Source organism: Fusobacterium perfoetens, assembly GCF_021531475.1.
In the GTDB taxonomy this organism is placed as follows: domain Bacteria; phylum Fusobacteriota; class Fusobacteriia; order Fusobacteriales; family Fusobacteriaceae; genus Fusobacterium_B.
On record NZ_JADYTX010000004.1, the window covers coordinates 62,229 to 74,462 of the forward strand.

The following is a 12,234-nucleotide window of genomic DNA, read 5'->3' on the forward strand; positions in this document are numbered from 1 at the left end:
ATATTTATGAAAAAAGCCATAGTTTTTGGTAATGGTGTCAGTGGAAAAGGAGCAAAAAAACTTTTAGAATCTGAGGGAGTTCAAGTAGTTTTAGTTGATGATAAAACTGGAGTTTCTTCTGCTGATGCTTTAGAAATGTTAGATGAAATAGATCTATTTATCAAAAGTCCAGGAATCCCTTTTGATAATTCTTTAGTAAAAAAAGCTTGTGAAAAAAATATAGATGTTATTGATGAGATAGAATTAGGATATAGATACATAAAAGAAAAAAATCTTCCTACAAAAATAGTTGCAATAACTGGAAGTAATGGAAAAACAACTACAACATCAAAAACTACTGAGCTTTTACAAAAAGCTGGTTACAAAGCTATGCACGCTGGTAATATTGGAAACTCTTTGGCTGAATTAATACTTGAAAATAAAGATTTAGAGTTTGCTGTTTTAGAGTTAAGCTCTTTCCAATTAGAAGGGATAAAAGATTTCAGACCTAATATCTCTCTTATTGTAAATCTTTCTCCAGATCATCTTGATAGATATGCTGTGGTTGATGAATACTACGACGCTAAATTTAATATTTGTAAAAATCAAAAAGATGAAGATATATTTATCTACAACTTAAACGATGACGAAACTCTAAAAAGATTAGAAAAAAATGTTCATTGTAAAACAATAGGTGTTACTGTTGATAAAAGAAAAGATGAGGCTATCTGTTTTGATAAAGATGGTTGGGTAATCTATAATGGGGAAAAAGTTCTTGAAACTTCAAAACTTTCTCTAAAAGGAAAGCATAACTTAGAAAATGCTTTATTTATAATTACTGTTGGTAAAAATTTAGGTGTTTCTAACGAAGTTATTCAAAATTGTCTTTATAATACAAAATCTCTAGAACACAGAATGGAACTTTTCTATAAATGGGGAGAAAATATATTTATCAATGACTCAAAAGGAACTAACCTTGACTCTACTACTTTTGCGATAGAAGCTTATAAAAATTCTATTTTAATCTGCGGTGGAAAAGATAAAGGACTTCCTCTTGAAGGAATCGTTGAAACTATCAAAAAAAATGTAAAAGCTGTTTACTTAATAGGAAAAATGGCTAACAGAATGGAAGAATCTTTATTAAAAGGTGGATACCCACAAGAAAAAATCCATAATCTTGAAACTTTAGAAAATGTTCTTAAAGATTTAAGAAACAAATTAACTACTGATGATAAGGAAGTTATCTTACTTTCTCCGTCAACTTCAAGCTATGACCAATTCAAATCTTTTGAACATAGAGGAGAAGTTTTTAAAGCTTTAACTATGGAAATTTTTGATGGAGGAGAAAGACTGTGAGTAAAGTAATAATAACTACTGGAGGAACTGGAGGACATATTTATCCAGCACTAGCTGTTGCAAAAGAGTTTATAGCTAGAGGAAATGAAGTTCTTTTTGTTGGAAGCTCTTCTCGTATGGAAAAAGATTTAGTTCCTAAAGAAAATATCCCTTTTATTGGGATTGATATTCACCCGGGAAAATCTATTAAAAATATTTTTTCTATAATCTCCTTAGTTTTTAAATGTATGAAAATTATAGATAAAGAAAATCCTACTGACATCATAGGTTTTGGAAACTATATCTCTTTTCCTATGATTTTAGCTGGTATCATCAAAAGAAAAAACATCTATCTTCAAGAACAAAATGCTAATCTTGGAATGACAAATAGACTATTTTATAGATTTGCTAAAAAAACTTTTTTAGCTTTTAATTCTACCTATGAAGATATTCCTATAAAATATCAAGATAAATTTAAAGTAACTGGAAATCCTCTAAGAGATGAGATTTATCATATTAACAAAACTGAAGAAAGAGAAAAATTAAAAGTTTCTCCTGATGAAAAAATCCTAGTAATAACTGGTGGAAGTCTTGGAGCAAAAAGTATCAATGATGCTGTTTCAAAATATTGGGACGTTTTAGAAACTAGAAAAAATCTTAGAATTTATTGGGCTACTGGAACAAAAAATTATGATGATATTTTAAAAAATTTAGAAATAAAAAATATTAATAACGTAGTTAAACCATATTTTGATAATCTTATCAATATTATGGCTGCTGCTGACCTTGTTATTTGTAGAGCTGGAGCTTTAACTATCTCTGAAATTATTCAATTAGAAAAGCCTTCTATTTTAATTCCATACAACTCTATAAAAGTTGGTCAATATGAAAATGCTCTTATTTTAAAAGAACATAAGGGAGCTTTAGTTTATAATAATAATGAAACTCAAGAATCAATTGAGGTGGCTTTAGATCTATTAGACAATACAAATGCTTTAAATAGAATGGCTCACAGCATAAAAACTTTAAAAACATCTAATGCTACAAAATCTATTGTAGATACTATGGAAATTTGGAGGAACAATTAATGAAAAATATATTTTTTGTAGGAATAAATGGAATTGGAATGAGTGGACTAGCTCAAGTGATGAAAACTTTAAATTATAATGTTTCTGGTTCTGATTTATCAAAAAGTTATCTTTCTGAAAAAATGCAAAATCAAGGGATAAATATTTTTTCTAAACACGAAAGTAAAAATATAAATGATGTGGATACTTTAGTTGTATCAACAGCTATTGGAGAAGACAATCCTGAATATAGAAAAGCCAAAGAGATTGGAACTACTATAATAAAAAGAGGAGAACTTCTTGCTAATCTTTTAAATAAAAAAACTGGAATAGCTGTGGCTGGTACTCACGGAAAAACAACAACTAGTTCTATGCTTTCTACTGTCTTATTAGAAAAAGATCCAACTGTAGTTGTAGGAGGAATTGTTCCTGCTATTGGTTCTAACGCTAGATGTGGAAAAAGTGAATATTTTATTGCTGAGGCTGATGAAAGCGATAACTCTTTCCTTTTTATGGAACCAAAATATTCTGTTGTTACTAATATAGAGGAAGACCATCTTGAAAAACACGGTTGCCTTGCTAATATAAAAAAATCTTTTGAAACTTTTATAGCTCAAACATCTGGTGAGGCTCTTGTATGTGAAGACTGTCCTAACTGTGATGTTATTTTAAAAAATCCAAAAGTAAAAACATATAGTTTGATAAATAAAAATGCTTTTCTTTATGCTGATAATATAAAAGTAGAAAATAAAAAAACTTATTTTGATTTTTATATAAATGGAAAATTTGAAGGACAATTTATTCTTTCTATCCCAGGACAACATAATGTGTATAACGCTCTTCCTGTTATTTATTTAGCTCTTGAATTTGGAGTTTCTAAAGATAGTATAAAAGAATCTCTTTTAAATTTTACTGGAGCAAAAAGAAGATATGACATTTTGTTAGATAGGGAAGATATAAAAGTTATTGATGACTACGGACATCACCCAACAGAGATAAAAGCTACTTTACAAGGAGCTAGAAGTATAGAAAATAAAAAAATAACAGTTATTTTCCAACCTCATAGATTTAGTAGAGTGAAATTTTTATTAGAACAATTTGAGGGAGCATTTGATAATGCTGACGAATTAATTCTTATGCCTGTGTTTAGTGCTGGAGAAAAAGATGAATTTGGAATAACTATTGAAGATTTATTGAAAAAAATAAATCATAGAAATTCTAAACTTGTTTCTTCTGACGAGGAGTTAGAGGCAGACATTCTTAATAGACACGAACCAAGAGTATATATATTTATGGGAGCTGGAAGTATTTCATCTTTTGCTCATCACTTTGTTGATAAAATCAAATAAAACTTGAAAGGACAAAAATGATTATATCTGAAAACCACATTATGAAAAAACACTCTAGTATAAGAATAGGTGGAGTGGCAAGAAGTTTTATTGAAATTGAATCAAAAGAAGAGTTATTTCCTCTATTGAAAAAATTAAAAAATTATTTTATAATAGGTAATGGAACTAATACGCTTTTAAGCGACCAATACTTAGATATTGATTTTATTTCACTAAAAAAATTAAAAAATATTTCAATTATTGGAGAAAATAAAATAAATGTCGAAGCTGGTCTTGATTTTGGAGTTTTAATGAGTTTTCTAGCCAAAAATGATCTCTCTGGAATAGAAGAGTTATCTGGTATTCCTGGAACTGTGGGAGGACTTATCTATATGAATGGTGGAGCTCACGGAAGAGAGATTTTTGATTGTATAGAGAGTGTTGAAATATTAGACGGACTTGGAAATATCAGATTTATTGATAAAAAAGATCTGAAGTTTGGATATAGATATACTGAAATAAAAGACAAACCTTGGATTATTTTAAGTGCTAATTTTATTTTCAAAAAAGGTTTTAATAAAGAGATTGTGAATACTCTTAGAGAAAAAAGAATAAAATCTCAGCCACTTGATATGCCAAATCTTGGAAGTACTTTTAAAAATCCTGAGGGAAATTTTTCTGCAAAACTTATAAGTGAAGCTGGTCTTCAAGGTTTAAAAATCGGTGGAGCTCAAGTTTCTCTTAAACATTCAAACTTTATTGTAAATGATGGAACTGCTACTTTTGACGATGTAATAAACACTATCAAAAAAGTACAAGAAACTATAAAAGAAAAATATAATATAAATCTTGAAAGAGAGATTATTATTGTAAAATAAAGGGGGAAATAAATTGAAAATAGCTGTATTTATGGGAGGAATTTCCTCTGAAAGAGAGATATCTTTAAAAACTGGAAAAGCTATTTTAGAGAGTCTACAAAGACAAGGATATGACGCTTATGGTGTTGATCTTACAAAAGATAATCTTTTATCTGCCTTTGTAGAAAATGATTATGACCTTGCATACTTAGCTCTTCACGGAATATACGGAGAAGACGGAAGAATCCAAGGTTTACTTGATGTATTAGGAAAAAAATATACTGGTTCTAGTATGACAGCTAGTGCAGTATCTATGGATAAAAACTTAACTAAATATATAGCTGAAAGTATCGGAGTTCTTACTCCAAAAAGCTATACAAAAGAACAAATAAAAGATATAAAAACTTATCCTATAGTAGTTAAACCATCTGTTGAAGGTTCTAGCGTTGGACTTTATATCTGTCATAACTTAGAAGAACTTAATGACGCAATTCTAAAATCTGGTAATAAAGAGATAACTATCGAAGATTTTATCCAAGGAGATGAACTTACTGTTGGAGTTCTTGAAGGAGAACCTTTAGGAGTTATAAGAATAAAACCTAAAAATGGACTTTATGACTATACTTCAAAATATACTAAAGGTATGACTGAATATGAGTTTCCAGCAAAAATAAGTGAGAAAGCATACGAACTTGCTATGAAAAATGCTGCTCTTATTCACGAAAAACTTGGTATGTCTGGAATTTCAAGAAGTGATTTTATCTTAAGAGGAGAAGAGGTATTTTTCTTAGAAGTAAATAGTTGTCCTGGTATGACTGAAACTAGTCTTGTTCCAAAAGTTGCAACTTTAAAAGGGTATACTTTTGATGACTTAACTAGAAAGATGGTTGAAAAATTCAAATAAAAGGATAGGTGAGGTTTTTGGGATTACTTATTCGTTTAGGAATTTTTGTTTTATTATCTTTTGGACTTATAACAACAAATAAAAACTTTTTTTTAAGAGATGACTATAAAATAAAATCAGTTGAAATCACTGGGGTTAATGAAGATATTTCAAAAGATTTCTTTTTCTTTAAAGATAAATTTATAGGAAAATCTTTATCAAATATAAATCTAAAAGAGATAAAAGAACTTATAAAAAAAGATATAAGAATAGATGAAGTCAATGTAAGTGTTGTGGACTCAAACAAACTAAATATTAATATAAAAAAAAGAAAACCTAAGTATTATTTACAATACAACAATAAAATATTCTTAATTGACAAAAATAATGTAATCTATGGGGAAATTGGTGATGAAAAAATTTCTAGTCTTCCTTTTATTTTAGTAAAAAATAACTTTGAAATTTTACCATTATTAGGTATAATAAAGAATATTGAGAATATTCTTAAAGGAAATATATCACAAATTTATAAAGTTGATGAACACTGTGTAGATGTAGTATTAATCAATGGTTCTACCTTAAAAACTAACCACACAGTTCCTTTAGAAAAATACCGTATTGGTAAAAATTTATGCTTTGGATTATCTAAAGAAAAAAAAATAGACTATATAGATCTTAGATTTGAAGATTATATAGTTAAATATTTGGAGGATAAAGATGGAAAACAGTATAAATAAGTTTGTGCTAGATGTTGGAAACAAAAACATCAAACTTTTAGCTGGAGAGCTAGATGAAAATGGTGAAAAACTTAAAGTTTTAAGCTATGTTGAAGTCGAAACTCAGGGTATGCGTAAAAATATTATTGAAAATCCAATAGCTTTAAGTGAATGTATAAAAAAAGCTATAAAACTTGTTCAAGATGAAACTCATTTAACTGTTGATAAAGTTTCTCTTGGATATGGAGGAACAAATATTTTCTCTAGAACTAAAAATATCAAAATTGATTTTGGTGGAGAAAAAATTATAACTAAAGAAGAAATTGAAAAACTTTTTGAAATAGGAAAACAAGAATTAATAAATTCTGATGAAGAACTTTTAGAAAGTGAATTTTATAATGCAAAAGTAAATAATGGAAATCCTACAAAAAATCCAATCGGTATGGTTGGAAGATTTTTCCAAGCCGATGTTCATTTAATTTTCATAAAAAAAGAAGATTTAAATGGACTTATAGAAGTAGTTCATAGAGCTGGACTTGAAATAGAATGTATCACTCTAAATGCTTATGCAGCTGCCCGTGCAACTTTAAAAGAAGAAGATAAAAAAAGTGGAGTTGCCCTTATTGATATAGGTGGTGGAACTACTGATATTATTATCTACAAAAATAATAAACTTATTTATACTAAGTCTTTACCACTTGGTGGTAACCATTATATAAGTGACCTTGGATATATTTACAACTTAACTCCTGAGGAAGCTCAAAGTATTATAGACGGAACTGCTACTATAGAAAATGACAAATATATTTTACCAAATAAAAATCTAGATGTAAAAGCTGTCTGTGATGCTATAAATGCTCGTTCTGGAGATTTTATAAACTTCATAAGAAGCACAATAGATGAATCTGGATTCCAAGGATATTTAGAAAAAGGTATCTTCTTAACAGGTGGAGTTGCTCAAATGGACTCTATGTATGAATGGATCAATATAAAAATAGGATACCCTGTTACTAGAGTTTCTCCTCTAAGACTTATGGGAAATATTGAACCTAAACCTGAAATGGCTGTTTGTATAGGTATCCTTTTAGAAGTAATGGAAAAAGAATATTTGGAAATTAAAAAACAACAAAAAGCTCAAGCTGAGATAGCTCTTGCTCAAGCAAGAATTTCTGCTGAAACTCAAGAAGAAAAAACACAAGTTACAAATAAAGAAGAAAATACTGAAGAAAAAAAAGATGAGAAAAAAGAAAGTTTTTGGAAAAAATGGTTTTCTAATTTTATATAAAACATTAGGGAGGTTAAATTAAATGTCAGACAACATTGTAAAAATAAAAGTTTTAGGTGCCGGTGGTGCTGGAGGAAATGCGATAAATGATATGATAACTACTGGAGTATCAGGAGTTGAGTTTATTGCTGCTAATACTGACGCTCAAGATTTAAGCAAATCTTTGGCTGATGTAAGAATACAACTTGGAGAAAAATTAACAAGAGGACTTGGAGCTGGAGCTAATCCTGAAATAGGAAGACAATCAGCTGAAGAAGATATAGATAAATTAAAACAACTTTTAGAAGACACAGATATGTTATTTATAACTGCTGGAATGGGTGGAGGTACTGGAACTGGTTCTTCTCCTGTTATTGCAAAAGTTGCTAAAGAACTTGGTATCTTAACTGTTGGAATAGTTACAAAACCTTTCGGATTTGAAGGTGGAAAAAGAAGAAACAACGCTGAAAAAGGAATTGCTGAGTTAAAACAATATGTTGACTCATTAGTTGTTATCCCTAATGACAAATTATTTGAATTACCTGATAAAACAATAACATTACAAAACGCTTTCAAAGAAGCTAACAACATCTTAAAAATAGGTATCAAAGGAGTTGCTGATTTAATAATCGGTAATGGATTAATAAACCTTGACTTTGCTGATATCAAAACAACTATGCAAAATTCTGGTGTAGCTGTTCTTGGATTTGGTGATGGTGACGGAGAAAACAGAGCTTTAAAAGCAACTGAAAAAGCTTTAAAATCTCCATTATTAGAAAAATCTATTTCTGGAGCAAGTAAAATACTTCTTAATATAGCTGGTTCTTCAGATTTAACATTAATGGAAGCACAATCTATTGCAAATATCGTTAAAGATGCTGCTGGTAAAGATGCTGACGACGTAATGTTTGGAGTTAATATCAATGATGAGTTAGAAGATAGAATTGAAGTTACTATTATAGCTAACAACTTTGTTGACGAAGTTGAAAGAACTGAAGCATTTATAAATGTACAATCTCAACAAAGAGTTGCTACAAGTACTACTCCTACAGCTTCTCAAACTGAAAAACCAAAAGAAGCTGATATAGATCTACCACCTTGGATAAGAAGTGGAAGATATTAAAAAAATACTTGAAATTATTAGTAAAATATGATATTATAATAAAGGCCCTGCTCAATTAATTTATTTTTTTGGGCTAAAACCATAGGGAGGAGGTAAACAAATGAAAGCTTACGAAATTATGTACATCATCAACCCAACTGTTTTAGAAGAAGGTAGAGATGCTGTTATGGCTAAAGTTAACGAAATCTTAACTAACGCTGGGGCAACTGTTGCTAAAACTGAAAAATGGGGAGAAAGAAAATTAGCTTATCCTATCGACAAAAAGAAAACAGGATTTTATGTGCTAGTTACTTTAGAAATGGACGGTACTAACTTAGTAGAAGTTGAAAGAAGACTTAACATTACTGAAGAAGTAATGAGATATATCATCGTTAAAAAAGACTAATTCAATTATATTCTATTAAAAAGTAAAAAGTTTATTTCAAAAAGGAGGTATTTAAAATGGCTGAATTCAGAAGAAGAAGAGCTAAATTAAGAGTTAAAGCTGAAGAAATCGATTACAAAAACGTTGATCTTTTAAAAAGATTTGTTTCTGATAAAGGAAGAATAAATCCATCTAGAGTAACAGGAGCTAACGCTAAGTTACAAAGAAAAATAGCTAAAGCTATAAAAAGAGCTAGAAACATCGCTTTAATTCCTTATACAAGAATCGAAAAATAATTTCAATAAAAATAGCAGGTTTTTGCCTGCTTTTTTTATTTCTTTTAATAATAAAACTAAATTTAAAAAATTTTATTTTTTCTAAATTAAAAGGATTGACTTCCATAATTAGAAATCAATCCTTACTGTTTTTATATTTAATTTTTATTAGTCGTTAAATTTATCTATTGATTCTTTTATTAATTTTGGTAAAATTTCAAGTTTTTTACAAGAGATACTACAAATTGCTACCCTTAAACCTTTTTTAATTGGTAAAACAAAAGTTTTCTTTGTTTTTAAATCTTCTACTATCTCATTTTTATTTTTTTCTAATGGTACTGTTATAAAGAATCCACCTCTAAATGGACAAATTTCCAATCCAACTTTTTTAGCTTCTTCTGTAAATATTCTTGCTCTTTCTTTTAAAAGCTCTACCCATTCATCTCTTTCTTTATTTATATTATCTATTATTTGAGTGTCTTCATAAGCTTTTGATAAAAGTGCCATTCCTCCTCTTGAAACATTTGACCAAGAAGAACGACATAGATATTCTGCTACAATCGTAAATTCATCTATAACTTTTTTGCTAGATGATAATGCAACTATTGCTCCTGTTCTTAGTCCATAACTTGTAAAAGATTTTGACATACTATAAGCAAAAGTTACTACTATATTTTCTGGTAAACCTATGAATAATTTCATAAATTCTCTTGATTTTTCTCTTCCTCTAAAATCATAATCTATATAAGCTATATCGTTAATTAATATAACATCTCCATATTCTGAAGCTTCTCTTAATACTTTTACAACTTCTTCCCATTCTTCATATGATAAACAATATCCTGTTGGATTTTGACAAGGGTCATTTATTACTGCTAAAACCCTTCCGTCTCTTTTTACTACTTCTAATAATTTTTTTGAAAAATCTGCTACGTTAAATTTATCTCCATCAAATAATTTATAAGTAACATTATTAAGACTATTAGCTCCTGTAATATGTACATAAGCATCCCACATATATTCTGGTAATAAAACTGTATTTCCATCGTTACCATATGCTTTGAAAGCACTATAAATTGCTCCTGTTCCTCCTGGAGTAGCTGCAACATCTACAAAAGAATTTTCTGTTATATAATCACAAAATTCCCCAAAAACACTTTTTTTAACAGCTTTTTTATATTCAGCTGAACCACTTACACCAGCTGCATATCCAAAAATATCTGGTGATTGTAATTCCCTATAAGTTTTATTAACTGTTTCTAAAACACCTAACTTTTCATCTTCTCCAAAAAAAGTTCCTAGTGTTGAGTTTATAACAGAATCTTTTCCGTGTTCTTTCTCTTGAGCCTTTACTTCTCTAGCTAAACCAAAAGCTCCTTTTCCTACTTCTTTTCCTACTAATCTCTGAGCAATCATAATTACCCTCCTAATCTATATAAAAAATTATTATTTATACTCGTGTATACTTATGTATACTTCAAATTACTAGTAAGTATATCACAAAAAAAATAGCAAAGTCAATAAAAAATATATTTTTTTAATCAACTTTACTATTATATACCATTCTTTGGTTAATTTTTTGCTACATATTCTTCTAAATCTACTACAGCCTTATAAATCATCTCTCTTGTAACTTCGTAAGCTGAAACTTCTATATCTTTTACAGAAGATGCTTTATCAAAAACTCCGTCCATTTGATTTAATTCTAATCCAAATTTTCTATAGCTAGTTGGTAAGTCTATACTTCTGTATAAAGGTAGTAATTTTTTTACTTCATCATATTTTTTATCCATTGCAAGTAACACTAATACTCCATAAGAAACTAATTCTCCATGAAGATGATTTTCTTCTACCTCTTTTACTGTAGAAAATCCATAACAAACTGCATGAGCTACTCCACTGTTATAACACATCTCTAAACAATTTGATACTATACCAGTTGTAACAATTATTGCTAAAACTGCTCTTTCTAATTCTTTTGATGGTAGATTTTTTCTACAATCTTCTAAAGCTTTTTGACCATATTTTACTAAACTTTCTTTACATAAACTTGACATTGTTACTCCTAAATCATCTGAATAATCAAGTTCTTTTCCACGAGAAGAAAATTCTGGTTCATAACCTTTAGCTAAAGTATCTCCTATTCCTGCCCAAAGATATTTTTCTGGTGCCTCTGCTATTATTTTAGTATTTATAAAAGTATGTTCAGCTGGGGCAGATCTAAAAAATACCTCTTTAAAAACTCCATTTGGATAATAAACTGCTGCAACTTTAGTGATACTTGCACAAGTGGCAGATATAGTAGGAAATGTAAAAAGTGGTTTCTTTAAATTTTCAGTTAAAATTTTACAAGTATCACAAACTTTTCCACCACCAAAAGCAAATACCATATCAGCCTCTTGAACTGATTTTTCTTGCTCTAACATTTTTGCATTTTCATAGCTTGCTTCTCCTCCATACCATAACTCGTCTAATACTTCTAAGTCGCTTCCTTTTAATTCCTCTCTTACAAGATAGCTAGCTTTTTCTAATGCTGTTTTTCCCCCTACGAAAACAACCTTTTTTCCATATCCTTTACAAATATTTACAACCTCTTTATAAGCATCTTCTCCAACAGTATAACTTGGTAAATATGTAGTCTTTCTCATTTTATTTCTCTCCTCGTATAATATTTATATAATAATTTTTTAATTATTAAGCTATTTTAATTTTTATGTAATATACTGTTATTAGATACTGTGGATTAGTTTTTTTCTCCTACCACTTTAATGGTTTATTTAAGGCTCTAACCACAGGCTCTTTACTCATTTGTTAATTAGTTAGATACCACATGATGGTTTATTTAGAACGAGGTTACAATCTTAAGGAGTTACCGTGGTCTAAAAACAGTATCAAATATTTTTTATTCAAGGAGGCTTGTATGATTTTAGTTGGAATTGATGTCGCAAAAGATAAGCATGATTGTTATATTATGACTTCTGAAGGAGAAGTATTATTCAAATCATTTACTATTGCTAATAACATGGAAGGTTTTAATCAGCTT

General features: G+C 29.0%; 13 protein-coding genes. 11 read left to right on the forward strand and 2 right to left on the reverse strand.

What is annotated here, in order from left to right:
* The first annotated feature begins 6 nt into the window (after window positions 1-6).
* The 10 genes from murD to rpsR all read left to right on the forward strand — a co-directional run bounded on the left by murD (window position 7) and on the right by rpsR (window position 9,212).
* A complete protein-coding gene (gene murD, locus I6E15_RS01815; protein WP_235243707.1) occupies window positions 7-1,335 on the forward strand; it encodes a UDP-N-acetylmuramoyl-L-alanine--D-glutamate ligase in 1,329 nt (442 codons plus the stop codon).
* Window positions 1,332-2,402 carry an undecaprenyldiphospho-muramoylpentapeptide beta-N-acetylglucosaminyltransferase gene (murG, locus tag I6E15_RS01820; RefSeq protein ID WP_235243709.1) on the forward strand — a complete coding sequence of 357 codons (1,071 nt, stop codon included), beginning with the start codon at window positions 1,332-1,334 and terminating at the stop codon, window positions 2,400-2,402. Before murD ends, murG begins: the two co-directional genes overlap by 4 nt.
* Window positions 2,402-3,730 (forward strand): UDP-N-acetylmuramate--L-alanine ligase, encoded by a 1,329-nt coding sequence (gene murC / locus I6E15_RS01825; protein WP_235243711.1) that lies wholly within the window; start codon window positions 2,402-2,404, stop codon window positions 3,728-3,730. The genes murG and murC overlap by 1 nt, the downstream gene beginning before the upstream one ends.
* Window positions 3,727-4,587, forward strand: coding sequence for a UDP-N-acetylmuramate dehydrogenase (murB, locus tag I6E15_RS01830; RefSeq protein WP_320614685.1), 861 nt, complete (start codon window positions 3,727-3,729; stop codon window positions 4,585-4,587). The genes murC and murB overlap by 4 nt, the downstream gene beginning before the upstream one ends.
* A 13-nt stretch (window positions 4,588-4,600) precedes the next feature.
* A complete protein-coding gene (locus I6E15_RS01835; RefSeq protein ID WP_177162115.1) occupies window positions 4,601-5,470 on the forward strand; it encodes a D-alanine--D-alanine ligase in 870 nt (289 codons plus the stop codon).
* Window positions 5,471-5,487: 17 nt separating this feature from the next.
* The gene (locus I6E15_RS01840) at window positions 5,488-6,186 is read left to right on the forward strand and encodes a cell division protein FtsQ/DivIB (protein WP_177162114.1); all 699 of its coding nucleotides are present in this window, start codon (window positions 5,488-5,490) and stop codon (window positions 6,184-6,186) included.
* Window positions 6,167-7,450, forward strand: a complete 1,284-nt coding sequence (gene ftsA, locus I6E15_RS01845) for a cell division protein FtsA (protein ID WP_235243715.1) — start codon at window positions 6,167-6,169, stop codon at window positions 7,448-7,450. The genes I6E15_RS01840 and ftsA overlap by 20 nt, the downstream gene beginning before the upstream one ends.
* A 22-nt stretch (window positions 7,451-7,472) precedes the next feature.
* Window positions 7,473-8,552 (forward strand): cell division protein FtsZ, encoded by a 1,080-nt coding sequence (gene ftsZ / locus I6E15_RS01850; RefSeq protein ID WP_235243717.1) that lies wholly within the window; start codon window positions 7,473-7,475, stop codon window positions 8,550-8,552.
* 100 nt (window positions 8,553-8,652) lie between these two features.
* Entirely contained in the window at window positions 8,653-8,937 is a 285-nt protein-coding gene (gene rpsF / locus I6E15_RS01855; protein ID WP_177162111.1) for a 30S ribosomal protein S6, read from the forward strand.
* A gap of 56 nt (window positions 8,938-8,993) precedes the next feature.
* A complete protein-coding gene (gene rpsR, locus I6E15_RS01860) occupies window positions 8,994-9,212 on the forward strand; it encodes a 30S ribosomal protein S18 (protein ID WP_027128452.1) in 219 nt (72 codons plus the stop codon).
* Window positions 9,213-9,359: 147 nt separating this feature from the next.
* Here rpsR and I6E15_RS01865 read toward each other — a convergent pair whose 3' ends face one another.
* Together I6E15_RS01865 and I6E15_RS01870 are read right to left on the reverse strand one after the other, a co-directional pair.
* Complete coding sequence (locus tag I6E15_RS01865) at window positions 9,360-10,607, reverse strand: pyridoxal phosphate-dependent aminotransferase (RefSeq protein ID WP_235243719.1); 1,248 nt, start codon at window positions 10,605-10,607, stop codon at window positions 9,360-9,362.
* A gap of 155 nt (window positions 10,608-10,762) precedes the next feature.
* Entirely contained in the window at window positions 10,763-11,839 is a 1,077-nt protein-coding gene (locus tag I6E15_RS01870) for an iron-containing alcohol dehydrogenase family protein (protein ID WP_235243721.1), read from the reverse strand.
* A gap of 272 nt (window positions 11,840-12,111) precedes the next feature.
* On the opposite strand from I6E15_RS01870, the gene I6E15_RS10295 reads away from it, so the two are divergent.
* The coding region (locus I6E15_RS10295; protein WP_419180943.1) for an IS110 family transposase at window positions 12,112-12,234 on the forward strand (123 nt) is incomplete at its 3' end.

Bases quoted from the DNA above. Each gene is read 5' to 3' on its own strand.
- murC (WP_235243711.1), top strand. From the start codon at position 2,402: ATGAAAAATATATTTTTTGTAGGAATAAATGGAATTGGAATGAGTGGA.
- rpsR (WP_027128452.1), top strand. From the start codon at position 8,994: ATGGCTGAATTCAGAAGAAGAAGAGCTAAATTAAGAGTTAAAGCTGAA.
- I6E15_RS01865 (WP_235243719.1), bottom strand. From the start codon at position 10,607: ATGATTGCTCAGAGATTAGTAGGAAAAGAAGTAGGAAAAGGAGCTTTT.
- murD (WP_235243707.1), top strand. From the start codon at position 7: ATGAAAAAAGCCATAGTTTTTGGTAATGGTGTCAGTGGAAAAGGAGCA.
- ftsZ (WP_235243717.1), top strand. From the start codon at position 7,473: ATGTCAGACAACATTGTAAAAATAAAAGTTTTAGGTGCCGGTGGTGCT.
- rpsF (WP_177162111.1), top strand. From the start codon at position 8,653: ATGAAAGCTTACGAAATTATGTACATCATCAACCCAACTGTTTTAGAA.
- ftsA (WP_235243715.1), top strand. From the start codon at position 6,167: ATGGAAAACAGTATAAATAAGTTTGTGCTAGATGTTGGAAACAAAAAC.
- I6E15_RS01870 (WP_235243721.1), bottom strand. From the start codon at position 11,839: ATGAGAAAGACTACATATTTACCAAGTTATACTGTTGGAGAAGATGCT.